This window comes from Streptomyces sp. JK94, assembly GCF_053613315.1.
This window is the reverse complement of sequence record NZ_JBSICH010000035.1, coordinates 1-21532: the sequence shown is the minus strand read 5'-3', so window position 1 is coordinate 21532 and position 21532 is coordinate 1. Positions and strand designations below refer to the sequence as shown.

Annotated in this window: 20 protein-coding genes and 3 pseudogenes; 11 read left to right on the top strand and 12 right to left on the bottom strand. The window is 72.7% G+C overall.

Annotated features, from left to right (window positions below):
• Window positions 1–83 precede the first annotated feature (83 nt).
• Window positions 84–575, bottom strand: a complete 492-nt coding sequence (locus tag ACVV2G_RS26815) for an inorganic diphosphatase (protein ID WP_007452023.1) — start codon at window positions 573–575, stop codon at window positions 84–86.
• A gap of 79 nt (window positions 576–654) precedes the next feature.
• On the opposite strand from ACVV2G_RS26815, the gene dacB reads away from it, so the two are divergent.
• From dacB to folE, 6 genes are all read left to right on the top strand, one after another.
• The gene (gene dacB / locus ACVV2G_RS26810; protein ID WP_453845335.1) at window positions 655–2268 is read left to right on the top strand and encodes a D-alanyl-D-alanine carboxypeptidase/D-alanyl-D-alanine endopeptidase; all 1614 of its coding nucleotides are present in this window, start codon (window positions 655–657) and stop codon (window positions 2266–2268) included.
• Window positions 2269–2426: 158 nt separating this feature from the next.
• Window positions 2427–3554, top strand: a complete 1128-nt coding sequence (locus ACVV2G_RS26805; protein ID WP_453845334.1) for a zinc-dependent metalloprotease — start codon at window positions 2427–2429, stop codon at window positions 3552–3554.
• Between the two features lie 194 nt (window positions 3555–3748).
• Complete coding sequence (gene tilS, locus ACVV2G_RS26800) at window positions 3749–4798, top strand: tRNA lysidine(34) synthetase TilS (protein ID WP_453845333.1); 1050 nt, start codon at window positions 3749–3751, stop codon at window positions 4796–4798.
• A 95-nt stretch (window positions 4799–4893) separates the two neighbouring features.
• A complete protein-coding gene (hpt, locus tag ACVV2G_RS26795) occupies window positions 4894–5433 on the top strand; it encodes a hypoxanthine phosphoribosyltransferase (RefSeq protein WP_229831030.1) in 540 nt (179 codons plus the stop codon).
• Window positions 5434–5629: 196 nt separating this feature from the next.
• Window positions 5630–7669: an ATP-dependent zinc metalloprotease FtsH gene (gene ftsH, locus ACVV2G_RS26790; protein WP_453845416.1), complete on the top strand. Its 2040-nt coding sequence runs from the start codon at window positions 5630–5632 to the stop codon at window positions 7667–7669.
• Window positions 7670–7791: 122 nt separating this feature from the next.
• Window positions 7792–8397 (top strand): GTP cyclohydrolase I FolE, encoded by a 606-nt coding sequence (gene folE, locus ACVV2G_RS26785; protein WP_453845332.1) that lies wholly within the window; start codon window positions 7792–7794, stop codon window positions 8395–8397.
• A gap of 89 nt (window positions 8398–8486) precedes the next feature.
• On the opposite strand, the gene ACVV2G_RS26780 is transcribed toward folE, so the two are convergent.
• The 6 genes and pseudogenes from ACVV2G_RS26780 to ACVV2G_RS26755 all read right to left on the bottom strand — a co-directional run.
• Entirely contained in the window at window positions 8487–8975 is a 489-nt protein-coding gene (locus ACVV2G_RS26780) for a DUF3180 domain-containing protein (protein ID WP_453845331.1), read from the bottom strand.
• Window positions 8976–9056: 81 nt separating this feature from the next.
• On the bottom strand, window positions 9057–9668 hold the full coding sequence (folK, locus tag ACVV2G_RS26775) for a 2-amino-4-hydroxy-6-hydroxymethyldihydropteridine diphosphokinase (protein ID WP_453845330.1): 612 nt from the start codon (window positions 9666–9668) through the stop codon (window positions 9057–9059).
• Window positions 9665–10024, bottom strand: coding sequence for a dihydroneopterin aldolase (folB, locus tag ACVV2G_RS26770; protein ID WP_453845329.1), 360 nt, complete (start codon window positions 10022–10024; stop codon window positions 9665–9667). Before folB ends, folK begins: the two co-directional genes overlap by 4 nt.
• 237 nt (window positions 10025–10261) lie before the next feature.
• Window positions 10262–10762, bottom strand: coding sequence for a nuclear transport factor 2 family protein (locus ACVV2G_RS26765; protein ID WP_453845328.1), 501 nt, complete (start codon window positions 10760–10762; stop codon window positions 10262–10264).
• The gene (gene folP, locus ACVV2G_RS26760; protein WP_453845415.1) at window positions 10759–11652 is read right to left on the bottom strand and encodes a dihydropteroate synthase; all 894 of its coding nucleotides are present in this window, start codon (window positions 11650–11652) and stop codon (window positions 10759–10761) included. Before folP ends, ACVV2G_RS26765 begins: the two co-directional genes overlap by 4 nt.
• Before the next feature lie 159 nt (window positions 11653–11811).
• A pseudogene (locus tag ACVV2G_RS26755) lies at window positions 11812–12354 on the bottom strand (phosphatidylglycerol lysyltransferase domain-containing protein); the annotation flags it as partial.
• Window positions 12355–12385: 31 nt separating this feature from the next.
• Between ACVV2G_RS26755 and ACVV2G_RS26750 the strand changes: the two are divergent.
• Together ACVV2G_RS26750 and ACVV2G_RS26745 are read left to right on the top strand one after the other, a co-directional pair.
• Window positions 12386–12553, top strand: a pseudogene (locus ACVV2G_RS26750) (esterase); the annotation flags it as partial.
• A gap of 159 nt (window positions 12554–12712) precedes the next feature.
• Window positions 12713–14107 carry a hypothetical protein gene (locus ACVV2G_RS26745; RefSeq protein WP_453845327.1) on the top strand — a complete coding sequence of 465 codons (1395 nt, stop codon included), beginning with the start codon at window positions 12713–12715 and terminating at the stop codon, window positions 14105–14107.
• Between the two features lie 165 nt (window positions 14108–14272).
• Here ACVV2G_RS26745 and ACVV2G_RS26740 read toward each other — a convergent pair whose 3' ends face one another.
• Both ACVV2G_RS26740 and ACVV2G_RS26735 read right to left on the bottom strand, forming a co-directional pair.
• A complete protein-coding gene (locus tag ACVV2G_RS26740) occupies window positions 14273–15610 on the bottom strand; it encodes a PH domain-containing protein (protein WP_453845326.1) in 1338 nt (445 codons plus the stop codon).
• A complete protein-coding gene (locus ACVV2G_RS26735) occupies window positions 15607–16137 on the bottom strand; it encodes a PH domain-containing protein (RefSeq protein ID WP_453845325.1) in 531 nt (176 codons plus the stop codon). Before ACVV2G_RS26735 ends, ACVV2G_RS26740 begins: the two co-directional genes overlap by 4 nt.
• 31 nt (window positions 16138–16168) lie before the next feature.
• On the opposite strand from ACVV2G_RS26735, the gene ACVV2G_RS26730 reads away from it, so the two are divergent.
• A complete protein-coding gene (locus ACVV2G_RS26730; RefSeq protein WP_453845324.1) occupies window positions 16169–17320 on the top strand; it encodes an NADH-quinone oxidoreductase subunit D in 1152 nt (383 codons plus the stop codon).
• Here ACVV2G_RS26730 and ACVV2G_RS26725 read toward each other — a convergent pair.
• Window positions 17285–18463 (bottom strand): SAM-dependent methyltransferase, encoded by a 1179-nt coding sequence (locus ACVV2G_RS26725; RefSeq protein WP_453845323.1) that lies wholly within the window; start codon window positions 18461–18463, stop codon window positions 17285–17287. The two genes, ACVV2G_RS26730 and ACVV2G_RS26725, sit on opposite strands and share 36 nt — an antisense overlap.
• Window positions 18464–18731: 268 nt before the next feature.
• On the opposite strand from ACVV2G_RS26725, the gene ACVV2G_RS26720 reads away from it, so the two are divergent.
• Window positions 18732–19934, top strand: coding sequence for a sensor histidine kinase (locus tag ACVV2G_RS26720; RefSeq protein ID WP_453845322.1), 1203 nt, complete (start codon window positions 18732–18734; stop codon window positions 19932–19934).
• A 114-nt stretch (window positions 19935–20048) separates the two neighbouring features.
• On the top strand, window positions 20049–20723 hold the full coding sequence (locus tag ACVV2G_RS26715) for a response regulator (RefSeq protein ID WP_453845321.1): 675 nt from the start codon (window positions 20049–20051) through the stop codon (window positions 20721–20723).
• A 75-nt stretch (window positions 20724–20798) separates the two neighbouring features.
• Here the strand turns inward: ACVV2G_RS26715 and ACVV2G_RS26710 are convergent.
• Both ACVV2G_RS26710 and ACVV2G_RS26705 read right to left on the bottom strand, forming a co-directional pair.
• A pseudogene (locus ACVV2G_RS26710) lies at window positions 20799–21074 on the bottom strand (ArsR/SmtB family transcription factor); the annotation flags it as partial.
• A 66-nt stretch (window positions 21075–21140) separates the two neighbouring features.
• Window positions 21141–21532 (bottom strand): transposase (locus ACVV2G_RS26705; RefSeq protein ID WP_453844860.1); only part of this gene is annotated, 392 nt, incomplete at its 5' end.

Here is a 21532-nt window from a genome sequence, read left to right as displayed (position 1 = left end):
AGCCCTCAGTATGCGCAGCCAAACGTGAACGGGCTGCACGCGTCACGCGTGCAGCCCGTTACGGGAGTGAACCTGATCAGTGATCAGTGGCCGCCCTGGTCCTTGAAGCGCTTGTACGACCGCTCGATCTCGGCCTCGGCGTCGGTGCGGCCCACCCAGTCGGCGCCCTCGACGGACTTGCCGGGCTCCAGGTCCTTGTAGACCTCGAAGAAGTGCTGGATCTCCAGGCGGTCGAACTCCGACACGTGGTGGATGTCACGCAGGTGCTCCACACGCGGGTCGGTCGACGGCACGCACAGCAGCTTGTCGTCGCCGCCGGCCTCGTCCGTCATCCGGAACATGCCGATCGCGCGGCAGCGGATGAGGCAGCCCGGGAAGGTCGGCTCGTCCAGGATGACCAGCGCGTCCAGCGGGTCGCCGTCCTCGCCGAGGGTGTTCTCGACGAAGCCGTAGTCGGTCGGGTAGGCGGTCGAGGTGAAGAGGCGGCGGTCCAGGCGGATACGACCGGTCTCGTGGTCCACCTCGTACTTGTTCCGCGAACCCTTCGGGATCTCGATCGTGACGTCGAACTCCACCGGACGCTCCTCCATGATCAGCACATAGTTCTGGTGGTTAAGTGTCCCTCACGCAGGTGTGTGATCGCGAAAGGGGCTGGTGGTAGTGCCGGAGCTGAGGCCTTGGCGGGCCGCGGGGCCGCACGTGGCGCGGGCCGCGGGCGCCGTCCGTCCGCGTCTCGCACGCGCCGCGCGGGCCGCCGGACCGCGGGTCGCGCGGTTCGCACGGGCCACGGCACCGCAGCTCGACAGGGTCACCAGGCCGAAGACCTGGCAGTACACCGCCGGCGCCGCCACCGCCGGACTGGCACTCGCCGCCGGTGTGGTGACCGCCGCCGGCCCCTGGGACTCCACGGGTCAGCGTACGGCCGAGCAGGACCGGGCCGTCGCCCTGGAGCGCACGGGTGGCGCAGATCACGGTCCCGGATCGGGAGGCTCCGGCGCGACGGCCGGGGCGCCCCGCCCCGCGCCCAGCGCCGGCTCCGTCCTGGCGGGCCTCGGCAGCGCCGCCGGCTCGGTGCCGGGCGGAGCCGGGGCCGGGGCCGTGCCGGGCGGCACGGCCCTCGCCGACACCCTCGGCCCCCTGCTGGAGGCCCCGGCGCTCGGCACCCGCCCCGGGGTGTCCGTCGTCGATCTCTCCACCGGCAAGCGCCTCTACGGCGCCGACGCCGGCGCGGCCCTCACCCCCGCCTCCACCACCAAGATTGCCACCGCCGTCGCCGCCCTCACCGCCCTCGGCCCCGACCACCGCCTCACCACCCGCACCGCCCTGGAGCCCGACACCGGCGAACTCGTCCTGGTCGGCGGCGGCGACCCCACCCTCACCGCCCGCGCGGACGCCCGGGGCCTCGCGAGCCTGCGCACCCTCGCCGGGAAGACGGCCGCGGCCCTGAAGAAGCGGGACGTGCGCGAGGTGACGCTGTCGTACGACACGACGCTCTACGCCGGTAGCGGGATGCACCCGATCGGGGTCAACGAGAACCTCGCCCGCGTCACCGCCCTGATGGCCGACGAGGCCCGCACGGACGACTCCACCAGCGGTCCCGCCCCGCGCGTGCCCGACCCGGCCGCCGACGCCGCGCGCACCTTCGCCGGTTTCCTCGGCGAGCACGGCATCACCGCGTCGCACCCCGGACCCTCCAAGGCCACGAACCGCGCCGACGCCCTCGCCGCCGTCTCCTCGCCCCCGCTGTCGGTCCTGGTCGAGCGGATGCTGACCACCAGCGACAACGACCTCGCCGAGGCCCTGGCCCGGCACACCGCCGTGGCGACCGGCAAGCCCGCCGACTTCGAGGGCGTCTCCGCGGCCGTCACCGCCCGCCTGGAGCAACTGGGTCTCCCCGTGCGCGGTGCCCGTTTCCACGACGGCAGCGGCCTGGACCGCACCGACCGGATCACCGCCGGACTGCTCACCGCCCTGCTGGCCGAGGCCGCCGACCCGGCCCGCCCCGAGCTCCGCCCGGTTCTCACCGGTCTGCCGGTCGCCGGCTTCACCGGCACGCTGACCAGCCGCCACACGGACGGCGCGGCCGGTCTCGTACGCGCCAAGACCGGCACGCTGACCGGCGTCAACACCCTCGCGGGCACCGTGGTCACCGACGACGGCCGCCTGCTGGCCTTCGCCTTCCTCGCCTCCGGCACGACGGACGCCTGGGCGGCCCAGTCGGCCCTGGACGAGGCGGCGGCGGCCCTGGTGTCCTGCCGCTGCCCCTGACCCCCGCGCCCCCACCCGGGCCGAGGGGGCGGCCCGCGGCGCCGGGCGGGCCGCGTACCGCCCCCGGGCACCGCCGGCACCGGTCACCCGTACCGGGCCCCCACCCCGCCGCCCGCCACAGCCTGCCCCCGACGGCGGCGCTCACGTACGGTTGACGCATGACGAGCATCGGCGCATCTTCCGGCATGGTCGACTGGAATCTCGCGGTGGCGACCGCGACCCGGCTCGTACGGCCGGGCCCCGAGGTGAGCCGCGACGAGGCCAGGGCCGTCGTCGCGGAACTCCGCCGCCATGCCAAGGTCTCGGAGGAACACGTCCGGGCCTTCACCCGGATGGCCACCGAGGAGGCCCACGACACCCCCGTCCTCGTCGTCGACCGGCCCGGCTGGGTCCGGGCGAACGTCGCCGGGTTCCGGGAGATCCTCAAACCCCTGCTGGAGAAGATGCAGGAGCGGCGCGGCGGCACCCCGGGCGGCGCGGTCCTCGGCGCCGTCGGCGGCAAGGTCACCGGCGTGGAACTGGGCATGCTGCTGTCGTTCCTGTCCTCCCGGGTCCTCGGCCAGTACGAGACCTTCGCGCCCGCCACCCGCGAGCTGCCCGCCGGTGCCAACGGCGGCGGCCGGCTGCTGCTCGTCGCCCCGAACATCGTGCACGTGGAGCGGGAACTCGACGTCGACCCGCACGACTTCCGCCTGTGGGTGTGCCTGCACGAGGAGACGCACCGCACGCAGTTCACCGCGGTGCCCTGGCTGCGCGACCACCTGGAGGGCGAGATCCAGTCGTTCCTCGCGGAGACCGACGTCGACCCCATGACGGTGCTGGAGCGCGTCCGCGAGGCCGCCCAGACGCTGGCGGGGGGCCGCCCGGAGGGCGAGGAGGACGACGGCGGCCGGTCCCTGGTCGAGCTGGTGCAGACCCCGGCCCAGCGGGAGGTCCTCGGCCGGCTCACCGCCGTGATGTCCCTCCTGGAGGGGCACGCCGACTTCGTGATGGACGGGGTCGGCCCGGCCGTCGTGCCGAGCGTCGGGGAGATCCGCGAGAAGTTCCAGCAGCGGCGCGCCAAGGGCGCCTCCCGCCTCGACCTGGCGCTGCGCAAGCTGCTCGGGCTGGACGCCAAACTCCGTCAGTACCGGGACGGCGAGCGCTTCGTCCGGGCCGTCGTCGACGAGTGCGGCATGGACGGGTTCAACCGCGTCTGGACCTCGCCCAACACCCTCCCCACCAAGTCGGAGATCGCCAAACCGGCGGACTGGATCGCGCGGGTGCAGCGCAAGCCGGAGTCGTGAGCCCGGCGGGCGGTCGTGAACCGAATCCGGCCGACGGCAGATAAACGCCCCTTCAATCACCCGTCCGAGGGACCGTGAGGCTTCGGCCGGCGTGCGATGCTCGGGGAACGGCCCGTTTCTGTCACCATCTACACACTCTGCGTGACCGAACCTCGGGCTCACCCCCCCCGACAACTTCATGAAGGGCACCGGACATGGGTCCCCATCCTGCGGTCGCGGCGATACGCCTGGCGGTCCGCCGCGTCCTCCACGACATCCTCACCGAACTGCACACCACGGCCGGTGTTCCCGCCGCCGCGGTGGCCGCCGACCGTCTGCCCGAGCGGCCGCCGTCACCGCTCGTGCTCGTGGCGTGCTCCGGCGGCGCCGACTCCATGGCACTCGCCTCCGCCCTCGCCTTCGAGGCACCCCGGCTCGGCGTCCGCGCCGGCGGTGTCACCGTCGACCACGGCCTGCAGAGCGGCTCCGACCTGCGAGCCGAAGAAGTCGTCCTGCGTCTGCGCGAACTCGGCCTGGACCCCGTCGAGGCCACCAGCGTGACCGTGGGCCGCGCGGGCGGTCCCGAAGCCGCCGCCCGTGACGCACGCTACGCGGCCCTGGACGCCGCCGCCGCCCGGCACGGCGCCGCCGCCGTCCTGCTCGGCCACACCCGCGACGACCAGGCCGAGACCGTTCTGCTGGGCCTCGCCCGCGGCTCCGGCATCCGCTCCCTGTCGGGCATGGCCGCGGTCTCGGGGGCCGGCGGCCGTTACCGGCGCCCCTTCCTCCAGGTCGACCGGCAGACCGCCCGCAAGGCCTGCATGGTCCAGTCCCTGCCCGTCTGGGACGACCCGCACAACGCCGACCCGGCGTACACCCGCTCCCGGCTGCGCCACGAGGGCCTGCCCGCCCTGGAGAAGGCCCTCGGCAAGGGCGTCGTGGAAGCCCTCGCCCGTACGGCCCAACTCTCCCGGGACGACGCCGACGCCCTCGACACCTGGGCCCGCCAGGCCGAGGTAGGCGTCCGCGACGCCACCGGCGTACTGGAGTGCGCGGGGCTCTACGCCCTCCCGCCCGCCGTACGCCGCCGGATCCTGCGCCGCGCCGCCATCGAGGCCGGTGCTCCGGCCGGTGCGCTGTTCGCCCGCCACATCGAGGAAGTCGACCGGCTGATCACCGGCTGGCGCGGTCAGGGGGCCATCAACCTCCCCGGCAAAGTCGTCGCCCGGCGGCAGGGTGGCAGACTGGTGATTCGGCAAGGCTGAATCCGGGCCCTCCCACCGATCCGCGCACGGATCGCCGGGGCGCTCCGGAGTGGCCGGTGGGACGACCGAAAGTGATGCGGGTGGACGCGAACGACATGGGTGCCGACCTCGAGAAGGTACTCATCACCAAGGAAGAGATCGACGCGAAGCTGGCCGAGCTGGCCGCGAAGATCGACGCGGAGTACGCGGGCAAGGACCTGCTCATCGTCGGCGTCCTCAAGGGCGCCGTGATGGTCATGGCCGACCTGGCGCGCACGCTGTCCACCCCCGTCACCATGGACTGGATGGCGGTGTCCTCGTACGGCGCGGGCACCCAGTCGTCCGGCGTGGTGCGGATCCTCAAGGACCTGGACACCGACATCAAGGGCAAGCACGTCCTGATCGTCGAGGACATCATCGACTCCGGCCTGACCCTGTCCTGGCTGATCTCCAACCTCGGCTCGCGCGAGCCCGCCTCCCTCAAGGTGTGCACGCTGCTGCGCAAGCCCGACGCCGCGAAGGTCGCCATCGACGTGGAGTGGGTCGGTTTCGACATCCCCAACGAGTTCGTCGTCGGCTACGGCCTCGACTACGCCGAGAAGTACCGCAACCTGCCGTTCGTCGGTACGCTCGCGCCCCACGTCTACGGCGGCTGACACGGCCCCGTAGCGGGCTCCACGGCGTTTCGGGGGGCCGACCGGGAACCCCGGAGGCCTCCGCGCCGTTGGAGCATGCAGACGGGACGCCAGCGGTCCCGTGCGGCTGATGGCCGCCGCGCTGGGGTACCGTCGGAAGAACTGTCTTATCAAACTCACTATGGCAGGAGGGACGGGGCGGCACCGCTCCGTGTGGATGGACGTGAAGCGATACTTCCGTGGGCCGGTCATGTGGATCGTGCTGGCCGTCCTTGCCGTGGTCGTGTTGATGCAGGTCGTCGGCTCGTCCGGCGGCTACAAGACGGTGGACACTGGCCAGGTCGTCCAGGCGATCAACGACAACAGGGTCGAGTCGGCCAAGCTCACCACCGGTGACGAGCAGACCATCGAGGTCCACCTCAAGGACGGCGAAAAGGTCGAGGACAGCTCGAAGATCAAGGCGAGCTACATCGGCGACCAGGGCGTGACCCTCGCCAACACGCTGCAGAACAAGTACCAGGACAAGCAGATCCCCGACGGCTACACCGTGTCGCCGTCGAAGCAGAACCCGTTCGTCGGGCTCCTGATCACTCTGCTTCCCTTCGTCCTCATCGTGGTCATCTTCCTGTTCCTGATGAACCAGATGCAGGGCGGCGGCAGCCGGGTCATGAACTTCGGCAAGTCCAAGGCCAAGCTCATCACCAAGGACACCCCCAAGACGACGTTCTCGGACGTCGCCGGTTCGGAGGAGGCCGTCGAGGAGCTCCACGAGATCAAGGAGTTCCTGCAGGAGCCGGCCAAGTTCCAGGCCGTCGGCGCCAAGATCCCCAAGGGCGTGCTGCTGTACGGCCCGCCCGGCACCGGCAAGACCCTGCTCGCGCGTGCCGTCGCGGGCGAGGCGGGCGTGCCGTTCTACTCGATCTCCGGTTCCGACTTCGTCGAGATGTTCGTCGGTGTCGGTGCCTCCCGGGTGCGCGACCTGTTCGAGCAGGCCAAGGCGAACGCCCCGGCGATCGTCTTCGTCGACGAGATCGACGCGGTCGGCCGCCACCGCGGCGCCGGCCTCGGCGGCGGTCACGACGAGCGCGAGCAGACGCTGAACCAGCTGCTCGTCGAGATGGACGGCTTCGACGTCAAGGGCGGCGTGATCCTCATCGCCGCGACGAACCGGCCGGACATCCTCGACCCGGCGCTGCTGCGCCCCGGCCGCTTCGACCGGCAGATCGCGGTCGACCGCCCGGACATGCAGGGCCGGCTGGAGATCCTCAAGGTCCACCAGAAGGGCAAGCCGGTCGCGGAGGACGTCGACCTGTCGGCCGTCGCCCGCCGTACGCCCGGCATGACCGGTGCCGACCTGGCCAACGTGCTGAACGAGGCGGCCCTGCTGACGGCCCGCAGCGACCAGAGGCTGATCGACAACCACATGCTGGACGAGGCGATCGACCGTGTGGTCGCGGGCCCGCAGAAGCGGACCCGGATCATGTCGGACAAGGAGAAGAAGATCACCGCGTACCACGAGGGCGGACACGCCCTGGTCGCGGCGGCCTCACCCAACTCCGACCCCGTCCACAAGATCACGATCCTGTCGAGAGGCCGGGCCCTCGGTTACACGATGGTGCTCCCGGACGAGGACAAGTACTCGACCACGCGCAACGAGATGCTCGACCAGCTCGCCTACATGCTGGGCGGCCGAGCGGCCGAGGAACTGGTCTTCCACGACCCGACGACGGGCGCCGCCAACGACATCGAGAAGGCCACCGGCCTGGCTCGGGCGATGGTCACGCAGTACGGCATGACCGAGCGTCTCGGTGCGATCAAGTTCGGTGGCGACAACACCGAGCCGTTCCTCGGGCGCGAGATGGCGCACCAGCGCGACTACTCGGAAGAGGTCGCCGCGCTGGTGGACGAAGAGGTCAAGAAGCTGATCGAGACGGCGCACAACGAGGCCTGGGAGATCCTGGTCGAGAACCGCGACGTCCTCGACAACCTCGTCCTCGCCCTGCTGGAGAAGGAGACGCTCGGCAAGGAGGAGATCGCGGAGGTCTTCTCCCAGATCGTCAAGCGTCCGGCCCGGCCCGCCTGGACCGGATCGTCCCGCCGCACGCCCTCGACCCGTCCGCCGGTGCTCTCCCCCAAGGAGCTGGCCCTGACGAACGGATCGAACGGCGCCCCGGCGGCGATCAGTACCGCCAAGAGCACGACTCCGGAGCCCGCACCGGCGCCGGAGCGAGCCCCGGAGGACCGCCCGGAGAGCTGATCCAGCCACTCCCGGTGGCCCGCCAGGCCCGGAATGTATGCCGCGCCCCCCAGGTTCTAGCCTTGGGGGGCGCGGCGTTTCCGTATGCCGACGGCAGTATCAGGACAGGAACGAGGCACCAGATGACCGACCCCGTGACGCTGGACGGCGACGGCCGGATCGGCGAGTTCGACGAGAAGCGGGCCGAGAACGCCGTACGCGAACTGCTCATCGCGGTCGGGGAGGACCCCGACCGCGAGGGGCTGAGGGAGACGCCCGCGCGCGTGGCACGGGCGTACAGGGAGATATTCGCAGGGCTGTGGCAGGAGCCCGGGGACGTGCTGACGACCACGTTCGACCTCGGGCACGACGAGATGGTGCTGGTGAAGGACATCGAGGTGTTCAGCACGTGTGAACACCACCTCGTTCCGTTCCGGGGGGTCGCGCACGTCGGCTACATCCCGTCCCCCAGCGGGAAGATCACGGGGCTGTCCAAGCTGGCCCGTCTCGTGGACGTCTACGCGCGCCGCCCGCAGGTGCAGGAACGTCTCACCACGCAGGTCGCGGATTCGCTGATGGAGATCCTGGAGCCCCGCGGCGTGATCGTCGTCGTGGAGTGCGAGCACATGTGCATGTCGATGCGCGGCATCCGCAAGCCCGGCGCGAAGACCCTCACGTCGGCGGTGCGCGGCCAGCTGCGCGACCTCGCCACGCGCAACGAGGCGATGAGCCTGATCATGGCCCGCTGAGCACGTCCGCCGGCGCCCGTGCCGGCCCACCGCCCCCCTCGGCACCCACCGAGTGCGGAGGGGGCGGCACGGCGACGGGAGGGGGCGGGTCAGGCCGCCGGGGCCGTGCCCGGGTGGTCCTCGTCGTCGTCCTCCGGGAGCTTGCAGACCCGCTCCAGGAAGATCGCGGCCGCTATGACGGCGATCCCCGCCACGACCGAGAAGCCGGCGTAGAAGGCCTGGTCGCGGCGGGCCGGGATGTCGAGGTACTCCAGCAGGAAGACGCCCGTGCCGCAGTACATCCCGGCGACGAGGGCGGCCACCAGGGCGCTGGCCTGGCCGAAGACCACCGAGCGGGCCGCCATCATCGGGTCGACGCCCTTGGCGTCGGGGACGCGGTCCCGCTGGGCCTTCAGCCGGGTCCGGATCGACAGCGCCGTGGCCAGCAGGATCACGGCGATCAGGGCGAGGACGATCGGAGCGGCCAGGGGGACGCTCGGGAGGCTTCCGAACGAGTTCCACAGGCGGGCGCCCGCCCAGGACAGGACCGCGGCGACGACGAACACGCCGGCCAGCACCCTGATGCGCAGCTCTTTCACGGTGTCCCGGTGTCCCTTCGGTTCCCCTGCGTGGTCGTCGGTGTGCCTTGCCGACCTTAACGACCTTGTCGACCTTAACGACTACTCGGGCAGCCGGAGTTCCAGGTCGGCGCGGGGCGCGACGCCGGTTCGGGTGACGGCGGCCAGGAGGCCGGCGACCGGGCCGTGCCCGGGCAGGTGGGCGTGGGGCTCCACGTCGTGCCAGGGGGCCAGGACGAAGGCGCGTTCGTGGGCGCGCGGGTGGGGGAGGGTGAGGTGCGGGTCGTCGGAGACCACGTCGGCGTAGGCGACGATGTCGACGTCGAGGGTGCGCGGGCCCCAGCGCTCGTCGCGCACCCGGTGGAAGGCCTCCTCGACCGCGTGCGCCCGCTCCAGCAGGGAGGACGGGGGCAGGGTGGTCTTCAGGACCACGACCGCGTTGAAGTACGAGGGCTGGCTGTCGGGGTCGACGCCCCACGGTTCCGTCTCGTAGACCGGCGAGACGCCCTTGACGCGCACGCCCGGCGTGTCCTCCAGGGCGTCGATGGCGCCCTGGAGGGTCTCCAGCCGGTTGCCGAGGTTGGCGCCGAGGGCGATCACGGCCCGTTCGGGGTTGGACAGCGTGGTGTCGGCGGCGTCGACCTGCTCGATGACGGAGGCGGGCACCGGCTGTACGGTCGGGTCGCTGAGGCCCTTGGTGAACGAGGTGCTCATGCACGGCTCCGGATGATGGTGACGGTCACGTCGTCGAAGGGGACGGTGATCGGCGCGTCGGGCTTGTGGACGCAGACCTCGACCTCCTCGACCCCGTCGTGCTTCAGGCAGACCTGGGCGATGCGCTCGGCGAGCGTCTCGACGAGGTTGACGGGCTCGCCCTCCACGACGGCCACCACCTCCTCGGCGACGATGCCGTAGTGCACGGTCTTCGCCAGGTCGTCGTCGGCCGCGGCCGGACGGGTGTCCAGGCCAAGGACGATGTCCACGAGGAAGGTCTGGCCGTCCTCGCGTTCCTTGGGGAACACACCGTGGTGCCCGCGGGCCTTCAGGCCGCGCAGCGCGACACGATCCACGCGAATCACTCCTGCAGTCGTCGGTCTCGGCCGGTGCGCACCACGTGCGGGCGGTACGCCGGCCACAGTCGAATCTACCCGCGGGCACCCACAGCGCCGGGCCACGGGGTGTGGGGGGCCGGACGGGGGCCAGGAGGTTTCACCGTGCGTTTCCCCTGGCGGTCCCGGTGGATCACGGGTTGGTAGCCGCCCATACCCGGCGGCCCGTGATTCCAACCACGTCGCGGCTCACCCGGGTCAGGGCGGGGTGTCCTCGCCCTCCTCGTCCTCGGTCTCGGCCAGTACGGGGGAGGCGTGGTGCGACCAGAGTTTCCAGCCGGCGGGCGTGCGCCGGAACGCGTTCGTGGCGACCACGAGCTGCCCCACGAGCGGGCCGAGCTCGTCGCCCTCGGGGGCGGGGCCGCCGCTGAGGATGTTCTCGGTGCAGGTCACCAGGGCGGTGTCACCGGTCACGGAGACGTGCACGTCGGTGAGGAAGAACTGGATGTAGTCCGTGTTCGCCATGATCAGCGCGTAGGAGCGCAGGACCTCGCCGCGGCCGGTGAGCACCGGCCACCCGGGGTGGACGCAGGAGACCACGCCGGCGTCGGCGGGGTCGTGGTACGACTCGTCGATGCCCAGGTCGGACGGGGTGAGCCAGAAGTCCGACACCTTCTCGAAGTCGCCCTGCTCCAGCGCTTCGTAGAAGGCGGTGTTGGCGGCCTCTACCTGCTCGACGTCGATGTGCGGTGCGTTCACCGGGTTCCTTCCGAGCCCTGGTCCGTTCTGCGCGCCCCTTCGACGGCGCGCGCGACCCGTACGGCGTCGGCCGTGGCGCGTACCTCGTGCACGCGTACGGCCCAGGCGCCGGCGTGCGCCGCGAGGGCGGAGACGGCGGCGGTGGCCGCGTCGCGCTCCCGCGCGGGCGGCGGGGCCGTCTCCGGACCGGCGAGCACCCGGCCGAGGAACCGCTTGCGGGAGGCGGCGACGAGCAGGGGGTGGCCGAGGCCGAGGAGACGGTCGAGGTGGGCGAGGAGGACGAGGTCGTGCTCGGCGTCCTTGGAGAAGCCGAGGCCGGGGTCGACGACCACGCGGTCGGGGGCGATGCCGCCCTCCAGGACCGCCTCCACGCGCGCGTGCAGCTCGTCCACGACCTCGGTGACGACGTCGGCGTAGGTGCCGCGGACGTTGCCGCCCTCCAGGAGGCCGCGCCAGTGCATGACCACGAAAGGGGCGCCGGCGTCGGCGACGACCGGGACCATCCGGGGGTCGGCGAGGCCGCCGCTGACGTCGTTGACGAGGGCGGCGCCCACCGCGAGTGCCTGCTCGGCGACGGAGGCGCGCATCGTGTCGACGGAGACCGCGACGCCCTCGGAGGCCAGGCCGCGCACGACCGGGACGACGCGCCTGAGCTCTTCCTCCTCGTCGACGCGGGTGGCGCCGGGGCGGGTGGACTCGCCGCCGACGTCCACCAGGTCGGCGCCCTCGTCGACGAGGCCGAGGCCGTGCTTGATGGCGGCCGTGGTGTCGAAGAAGCGGCCGCCGTCGGAGAACGAGTCGGGGGTCACGTTGACGACGCCCATGACCGCGCAGCGGTCCCATGGGGTCAGTCCCGCCAGGTGGTGGCGGCGGCCGGTCTGCTTGCTCATGTGTTCAGCGTAGGCCCCGGGGGTGGGGGCCTCCGGCGGCGGTGGGTGGGTGAGGGCGCGCGCGGCGGCGTACGGCCCCCGTCCCCCCCCATCCCCCCGTCCCCCGTCCTTCGTCCCCCGTCCCCCTGTCCCTCTGTCCCTCGGTCCCGGTCCCTGCTTCAGGGAGGCCCGCGTGCCGCCCGGCTGCGGGGCGGTCCGGAGGGCGGCCACGATCAGCAGCTCGTTCATGCCGGGGCCGGCCGAGCGGTCGGGCCTCGTCAGGTCGGGGGGGGGGCCGGCCGTCGGCGCCCCACGGCACGAAGTACGGGATCGCCCTGAGGTCGCGCCGTGCCCGCCGGGCTCGCCGTGCCTGCCGTGCGCGCCGGGCTCGCCGTACGCGCCGTCCTGCCGGTGCGTGGTCGCGATCGGGCAGTCGCCGTCGGTCGGGTCGCCGATGTGGTCCAGGCCGTGGAGAAGCCGCGCTCGGTGTCCGTGCCGCGCCAGTCCCCGGCGGCGCGGCGGACGCGGCGCGGTGCGGGGCCGCCGAGGTCAGCCACGCGCCGTACCCGGCCGGGTCCCGCAACCGGCGCGCTCGCTGCGCCGGCCTCTCTGGCGCACGTTGCGCATCGAGCGGCCGGCCAGGGAGAAATCCGCGACGTCCACCACCGCCTCGTCGCCCGGTTCGAGGGCGTCGAGCCCGGTCTCGCGGGTCCACACCTCACCTACTTCACCGCTCCTCACCGGCGGCTAGTCCGGTGAGGCCAACTACAAGGACACGCTGGAGTTCTTTGAACGGGTGAAGGACAGGAAACCGATGCGGATCTCGTCGATCATCCTGGAAAGCGGCGGGCACGACTTCCCTGCCTGGCGGCGCGAGAATCCCGCGACGCCGCAGTGGCTCGGCGGGCGGCTCGGTGGGCGGCCGGGCGGGCGCGACGGGGCGTCCCACAGAAGTGATCTTGAAGTAATTCGGCTGCCGATGGGCATGTGGATTCCCGGTGTCCTGTGAACACGTAGGAGTAGACCGTGTTTTTACGGGGCGGGGCGCCAAGATTCGCCTACGCGCGGTAAGTTTCTGGCCATGCCACGTGGACGTCACCGCCATTCCCCGCCCCTGCACAGGCTGCTTCCTCCGTCGGCGATCGCAGGCGTCTCCGTCGTCTGCGCCCTCGGCCCCTGGGTGTTCAGCGAAGCGATGATCCTGCGCTCACTGGCCGCGGTCGCCGCGGTGACGGCCGTCGCGGGCTCGGTCGTCATGCGGCACTGGGACGTGCAGGCGGGCAGGCGCGTCGCCGACCTCACGCGCGCGCGGGCGAGCGACGAGTGGCGCTACGAGGAACGGGTCGCCGAACTGGAGTCCGACCTGGAGGAGTCGCGCGAGCTGCGCGTGAAGCTGGAGCACCGGCTGCGGGTGAAGCGCACGGAGTTGGCGGGGCTGCGCAACGAGCACGCCGCCCTGCTGCGGCGCTACGCCACGGCGGAGACCGAGCGTGCCAGCGCGCTGGAGGGCCGCCGGCTGATGGAGATAGAGACCGTGCCGCAGGCGCGCGCACTGCCGGCGGCACGTCAGGCGCCGGTGGGGGAGACCTCGGCCGGGGCGGCGCCGGCCGACCGGACGCCGGCTGACGGGGCCCCGGTCGGCGTCGCGCCGGCCGACGGGGCGCCGGGCGCGGGGGCAGCGGAGACCCCTGCGGTCACCGAGGAGGCCCCCGCCGTCTTCTCGCCCGCGGGCTCCCGGCTGTTCCTGCGGGCGAACGCCGCCCTGGCCCGGTTCGGCCAGGACGCACCCGTCGGACCGGACGCCGGTCACCGTGACGGCGACGGCGACTCCGGCGACTCCGGCGACTCCGGGGACGGCGACGACGGGGACGGCGGGGACGACGGCGGCAACGGCGGAGGCGAGAGCGCGGAGGCGGCCGAGGCCGCACCGGAGGACGAGCCCCAGGGACGGCCCGAGGCGGCCGGCGGACACGAGCGCGCCACCACCGCCTCCCCGCCGGCCCAGCCCGGACGGACCGACCGCTCCGAGCCGTCCGAACGGCCGGGGCCATCAGGGCAGCCGGAGCGGTCCGAGGCGTCCGAGCGGTCCGAGGCGTCCGAGCGGTCCGACGGCCGGTTCGCGCAGCCCGCCCGGCCCACCCGGCGGACCACCGGTCACTTCACGGTGCCGACCGCGGTGGCCGTCGTACCGACCGCTCCGGAGCGGCGCCCCGCGGTCGAGGGCGGTTTCGACTTCTTCGGCACCAAGGACTCCGAGGACGGGACCTCCTCGCCCGGCACCCTGGAGTCCGTCCAGAACGAGGACCTCGCCGACGTGGTCGGTCAGGAGGCCCTCGCCCTGCACAAGGCCGAGACGGAGGCCGCCTTCAAGCCGGCCGGCGAGGAGTCCCGGGGAGTGGGCCAGGTGATCGACCTGACGGCCCACGACGAGACGGAGCAGATCGACGTACAGGCACTGCGCAGCGCGGTGTCCTGACGCGGGCAGGCGCCCGTCCTCGGGACCGGCTCCACCCCGCGACGGCGGTGGACGCCGTGGTCGTGGTGGGTCGTCCGTCCCGGCGGCGCCGGCGGTCTCGGCCATCGGCCGGCGGGTTCACCGTCCTCAGGCCGTCCGGTGGTCCGGTGGCGCGTCGTGTCGTCCTCAGGCCATCCAGCGGTCCGGCAGCGCGTCGCGCCGCCCCGTCCGGGAACGCTCCGCCTGGGCCCGCAGCAGCTCCGTCGCCTCGTCCGCGTCGCGCAGCCGTGCGGTCACGGTCTTGTTCGCCCCCGTGTCCACCCGTACGCCGGCCAGGTGCAGCGCCCGCTGCCAGGGCCCCTGGGTGCGGCGGACGCTCTGCACCTTGGCGTGCGGCACCAGCGCCAGGGTGCGGCGCAGCAGCCCGTACCGGGCGGCGAAGACCGCGTCCGTGACGGCGAGCCCGTAACCGCGCCACCACAGGGGCCGGCACCGCGCGGCGCGGCGCGGTGGCCGCGACAGCGCCGGGTCCGCCGGCACGGTCACCCCGGGCAGGACACGGGCGACGACCGACTCCGCGATCTCGCGCGGGGCGACCGGCAGCAGCACGGAGTTCGACGACCCGGCCACGTCCAGCTCCACCCGCACCCAGCCCCGCCGTCGCCACAGCAGCGGCTCCACGATCCGTACGGTCTGCACCCGGCCCGGCGGCACGGTCTCGTGCGTGCGGTCCAGCAGCCCGCGGTCGATGCGGAGGCCGTCCGGGGACTCGGCCACCGTCCAGTCGTACTCCCCGACGAACCGGCCCGCGCTGCTCGCGCCCGCGGCGCCCAGCAGGGGCAAGGCGGTCGCCAGCACCGTCCACAGGTTGTGGGTGGCCAGCCACAGCAGCGTCGGTACGAGGACGGCGGCGATCAGCGTGCCCCAGGTCGCGCCGGTCAGCAGCAGGGAGACGGCGAGTACGCGCGGCGGTACGCGCAGCATCTGCCGGGAGGGTGCCTCGCCGACCTCGTGCGCGGTCTCGGGCGCGAGGCCGGCCGCGCGGGCGAGCAGCTCGGCCCGCAGCGCGCTCGCCTCGTCGGCGCCGAGGAAGGCCAGCTCGTCCTTCTTGCCGGTGCCTATGACGTCGAGTTTCAGCTTGGCGACCCCGACGACGCGGGCGAGCAGCGGCTGGGTGACGTCGACGGCCTGGATGCGTTCCAGCCGGATGTGCGCGGTGCGCCGGAACAGCAGACCGGTACGGATGCGCAACTCCGTGTCGGTCACCGCGAAGTGGGTGAACCACCAGGTCAAAAAGCCGTACAGGGCGGCAGCCGGGATGAGCACGGCGAGGCCGATGAGCAGGTGCGCCGTCGTCAGCCGGGTGAGCTGGCGCTGGGCCTGGTCCGGGTCGTGCACGGCCCATCCGACGAGTACGGCCACCGGCGCCCAGGCCCGCCGCAGCGGCGTGACGGGATGCAGCCGCCGCTCGACGACACCGTCCCCGGTCCCCGGCGGCCCCTTCTCCGCCCCGCGCGTCGTCACAGCCCCGCCGATCGGGCTTCACCCAGCGCGGTGAGCCGGTCGCGCAGGCGTTCCGCCTCGGCCGGGTCGAGGCCGGGGATGGTCGCGTCGCTCGCGGCGGCGGCCGTGTGCAGTTGCACGCTGGCCAGGCCGAAGTACCGCTCCACCGGCCCGGAGGTGACCTCGACCAGTTGCATCCGCCCGTAGGGGACGACGGTCTCCTCCCGCCACAGCACGCCCCGGTTGATCAGCAGGTCGTCGGCGCGCTCGGCGTAGCGCCAGGAACGCCAGTTGCGCTCCAGCATCGACCAGCCCCAGGCCGTGACGGCCAGGGGGAACAGCGCCAGGGCCGCCCAGAGCGGGCCCAGGAACAGTCCGGACAGCAGGCCCGCGGCGAGTGCGAGCAGTCCCAGCCACACCACCAGCAACAACCGCCGCATGCGGAGCAGTCCCGGCGGCAGACCGGTCCACACCGGCCCGTCCGGCACCGCCTCCGCCGCCCCCGTGCTGCCCGTCGTGCCCGTGTCGTCAGTGCTCCCCGTCTCCATGGGGCCAGCGTACGTAGGGGAGACTGTGTGCATGACTCCCACGACGGAGACCACGGTCGGTGTCGGCGGTGCCGCGGAGAGCACCGACATGGTGCTCAACATCGGGCCCCAGCACCCGTCCACGCACGGGGTGCTGCGGCTCAAGCTGGTGCTGGACGGCGAGCGCATCGTGAGTGCCGAGCCCGTGATCGGCTACATGCACCGCGGCGCGGAGAAGCTGTTCGAGGCCCGTGACTACCGCCAGATCATCGTGCTCGCCAACCGCCACGACTGGCTGTCGGCCTTCTCCAACGAGCTGGGCGTGGTCCTCGCCGTCGAGCGGATGCTCGGCATGGAGGTACCCGCGCGCGCGGTGTGGACGCGGACGCTGCTCGCGGAGCTGAACCGGGTGCTGAACCACCTGATGTTCCTGGGCTCATACCCCCTGGAGCTGGGCGGCATCACCCCCGTCTTCTACGCCTTCCAGGAGCGGGAGGTCCTCCAGAACGTCATGGAGGAGGTCTCCGGTGGGCGCATGCACTACATGTTCAACCGCGTCGGGGGCCTCAAGGAGGACCTGCCGGCCGGCTGGGCCACCCGCGCGCGCGGTGCCGTCGCCGCGGTCCGCTCGCGCATGGACGTCTTCGACGACCTGGTGCTCGGCAACGAGATCTTCCGGGGGCGGACCCGCGGGGTGGGCTCCCTCGCCCCCGAGGCCGTGCACGCCTACGGCGTCAGCGGTCCGATCGCGCGCGCCTCCGGCGTCGACTTCGACCTGCGCCGCGACGAGCCGTACCTCGCCTACGGCGCACTCCAGGACACCCTGAAGGTGGTCACCCGGACCGAGGGCGACTGCCTCGCCCGCTTCGAGTGCCTCCTGGAGCAGACGCACAACGCCCTCGCTCTCGCCGACGCCTGTCTGGACCGCCTGGCCGAGCTGCCGCCCGGGCCCGTCAACCAGCGGCTCCCGAAGGTGCTCAAGGCGCCCGAGGGCCACACGTACGCCTGGACCGAGAACCCGCTCGGCATCAACGGCTACTACCTGGTCAGCAAGGGTGAGAAGACCCCGTACCGGCTGAAGCTGCGCTCGGCCTCGTACAACAACATCCAGGCGCTCGCGGAGCTGCTGCCCGGGACGCTGGTCGCGGACATGGTCGCGATCCTGGGGTCACTGTTCTTCGTGGTCGGGGACATCGACAAGTAGCGCGGACGCGTCGACGGCCCCCACCGGCTGGAGCAGCCACACGAAGTCGCCCAGCCCGCCCGGCGCGATCAGCTCGGCGGCCTCCGAGGCGTGCGTGAGGGCGCGTACGTACGCCGTCGGATCGGTGGAGGCCAGCGCGAGCGGGGGGCGTGTGCCCGCGACACCGAGCGCGCGCAGGACCTCGCGTTGGGGGCGCAGGAGCGCACCAGGGGGTGTGCGCTCCGGCGTGCGCCTCCCGGCGGGGGCCGGTGCGGGTTCCTCGGCGGGGCGTGCGGTGTGTTTCCCGGTGTGGTCCGGTGCGGGGGCGTCGGCGTGGGGCGGTGTGTGGTCCCCGGTGCGGCCCGGTGCGGACTCCTGGGCCTGAGGCGCTGTACGTGCCCCGGTGTGGTCCCTGGTACGTGCCCCGGCGTGGTCCGCCGTACGTGCCCCGGCGTGGTCCGCGGTACGTTCCTCGGCTCCGGTCCGAGCGCAGCTCCCGGTGCCGGCCGCCGCGCACGCGTCCAGTGCGACGTGGGCGGTGATGTCGCACGACCCGTCCGGCACCGGTGCCGTCTCCCGCCCCTCCCGGAAGCCGGTGAGCGTCCCGAAGGGCGGGCGGGTGGCCGCGGTGTGGGCGTAGTCGGCGGCCACCGCGAGGCCCCCGGCCAGCGCCGCGACGGCGGACGCCCAGGCCGCGTCCCGGGGGAGCCCGATCTCGGCCCGCAGCCCCTCCACGCCGGGCAGCGGCCACCACCGCGCCAGCCACTGCTCCTCGGCCCCGCCCACCGGCTCCCCGAGCCGCTCGGTGCCGTCGTCCCGGACGAGCACCCGCCGCGGCACGCCGGCCGGGTCCACCTCGGCCACGTCCACGGGCACGTTGTCCAGCCACTCGTTGGCGAACAGCAGCCCGGTCACCCCGCGCGGCGGCTCGGCGCGCCACTCGATCCGGTGGTCCAGCCCCTGCGGCCGTCCGGCGACCTCGACGGCGTACGCGCGCGTGCGTGCGGCCACGTCGGCGGGCAGCGCGGCCAGCACCCCGGTGACCAGCTCCCCCCGCCCGGCCGCCATGTCCACGAAGCCCAGCGACGCGGGCCGCCCGAGCGCCTCGTCCACCCGGCACAGCAGCCGCGCCACGGCCCGGGCGAACAGCGGCGACGCGTGCACGGACGTGCGGAAGTGCCCGGCCGGACCCTCGGGCCCCTGGCGGTAGAAGCCGCCCGGACCGTAGAGGGCGTCCTGCGTTGCTTCTCTCCAGCCTCGCCAGGCCTTTTGCGCCGCAGCAGTCGCTCTGATCCCTGTTGTCCCTCGCGTCACAGACCCAGGCTAGGCGCACAGGAGAGCGGAGCCTCCACCTTGCGGAGTACGCACGGACGATGCGGATCGGTCCTCCGGTTGACCCCTGCACCTATCGCACTTCCCTACGCTGGTTCACGTGCAGCGCCTCTACGATTTCCTCCGCAGACACCCCACCGGGGTCGACTGCTTCTGGGCCCTTGTCCTGTTCGGAATCTCCGTCGTGTCCGTGGCTCCGCAGCAGGAGACCAGGGGGACGGACGCCACGGCGCTGGTCATTCCCTGCGTTCTGCTCCTGTGCGTCGTGATCGCGCTGCGCCGGCTCGTGCCGGAGCGGATGCTCCTGCTGGCCGCCGCGGTGGGCGTCGGGCAAGTGGTGCTGGACGTGTCGACGATGGCGGCCGACTTCGCCCTCCTGGTCATCGTCTACACCGTGGCCGTGTCCGGCGCTCGCTGGGCCTCCCGGGCCGCGCTGACCATGGGGCTGTGCGCGGCGCCCGTCGCCCAGGTGCGCTGGCCCATGGAAGACGTGGGCATGGGCAACAACGTCGCGATAACGGTGTTCCAGGCGGTGCCCTTCGCGCTGGCCTGGGTGCTCGGCGACTCCATCCGCACCCGCCGTGCCTACTTCGCGCAGCTGGAGGAGCGGGCCGCCCGACTGGAGAAGGAGCGCGAGGCGCAGTCCAAGGTCGCGGTCGCCGCCGAGCGCGCCCGGATCGCACGCGAACTGCACGACGTCGTCGCGCACAACGTCTCCGTGATGGTGGTGCAGGCGGACGGCGCCGCCTATGTCATGGACGCGGCCCCCGACCAGGCGAGAAAGGCTCTGGAGACCATCTCCTCCACCGGCCGCCAGGCCCTCGCGGAGATGCGCCGCCTGCTCGGCGTGCTGCGCACCGGCGAGCACCAGGAGGCCGGCGAGTACGTGCCGCAGCCGGACGTCCAGCAGATCGAGGACCTCGTCGAGCAGTGCCGCACCTCCGGCCTGCCGGTGGACTTCAAGGTCGAGGGCACCCCGCGCACGCTGCCCAGCGGCGTCGAGCTCACCGCGTACCGCATCGTGCAGGAGGCGCTGACCAACACGCGCAAGCACGGCGGCCCCAACGCGGGCGCGAGCGTGCGGCTGGTCTACTTCGACGACGGTCTCGGACTGCTCGTCGAGGACGACGGCAAGGGCGCCCCGCACGAGCTGTACGAGGAGGGCGGCTTCGACGGCCAGGGCCACGGCCTGATCGGTATGCGCGAACGCGTCGGCATGGTCGGCGGCACCCTGGACGCGGGCCCGCGGCAGGGCGGAGGATTCCGCATCAGTGCGCTGCTCCCGCTGAAACCCGCACACTGACATCCGCGCCCGTACGCATGTACGGCGTTGACACCTGTCACAACCGGCAGGCGATCCGGCAGACCACCGGCACGACCGGCACGACCGGACGCCCGGAGAACGGAAGAGGCCCCGATGGCGATCCGCGTCATGCTCGTCGACGATCAGGTGCTGCTGCGCACCGGCTTCCGGATGGTGCTGGCGGCCCAGCCGGACATGGAGGTCGTCGCGGAGGCGGGCGACGGCGTCGAGGCCCTCCAGGTGCTGCGCTCGACCGCCGTGGACGTCGTCCTGATGGACGTCCGCATGCCCAAGCTCGACGGTGTCGAGACGACCAGCCGGATCTGCGCGGACCCGGACGCGCCGAAGGTGCTGATCCTGACCACCTTCGACCTCGACGAGTACGCGTTCTCGGCGCTGAAGGCGGGCGCCTCGGGCTTCATGCTGAAGGACGTGCCGCCCGGCGAGCTGCTCGCCGCGATCCGTTCCGTGCACAGCGGCGACGCGGTGGTCGCCCCCTCGACGACCCGACGGCTCCTGGACCGGTTCGCGCCGATGCTGCCGGCCACCGGCCAGGAGCCCCGGCACAAGGAACTGCACCGGCTCACCGAACGCGAGCGCGAGGTCATGGTGCTGGTCGCCCAAGGCCTGTCCAACGGCGAGATCGCGGCCCGGCTCGTGCTGTCCGAGGCGACCGTGAAGACGCACGTGGGGCGCATCCTGACCAAGCTCGGCCTGCGCGACCGGGTGCAGGTCGTGGTCCTCGCCTACGAGACCGGGCTGGTGCGGGCCGGCGGCGGGCAGGGCTGACGGCGCCCGCGGCGGACGCCGCGCCGGTGGGGAGCGCCGCGTGCCCCTGTGGACGGGCGACCGCGCTCCGGCGGATCAGCGGAGTATTCCCTCCAGGAAGTCGCTGCCCAGCCGGGCCACCACCGTCACGTCCAGTTGGTGCAGGACGTACCGTCCGCGGCGGCGGGTGGTGATCAGGCCCGCCTTCTTCAGCACGGCCAGGTGCCTGGATATCTCCGGGGCCGACACGCCGTGCACCTGCGCCAGCTCGCTCGTGGTGTACGAACTGCGCGCCAGGTGACGGCAGATCCGCATCCGCACCGGGTGCGACAGCGCGGTCATCCGCAGGGTGAGCTGCTCCACCGACGGCGGGGGGGTGCCTCTATGTCTTTCGTCAAGGCGCCCAGGGTTGATTTGGGTTGGTTTGGCTTGTGGGGGTCATGCGGCGAGTTCGACGTCCTTGGGGACGCGGGGTGCGTAGAAGGTGCCGTCGCGGAGCATGGCGAACAGGACGCTGATGCGCTGGCGGGCGAGGCGGAGGAGGGCCTGGGTGTGGGTTTTGCCGCGTGCTCGTTGTTTGTCGTAGTAGGCGCGGGAGGCGGGGTCGGCGTTCATGCAGGCGAAGGCGGACAGGAACATGGCGCGTTTGAGTTGCCGGTTGCCGCCTCGGGGTGCGTGTTCGCCGTGGATGGAGGTGCCCGACTGCTTCGTGGTGGGGGCGAGGCCGGCGTAGGAGGCGAGGTGGGCGGCGGTGGGGAAGCTGGTGCCGTCGCCGACGGTGACCAGCAGGACGGCGGCGGTCCTGACGCCGACGCCGGGCATCGACGTCA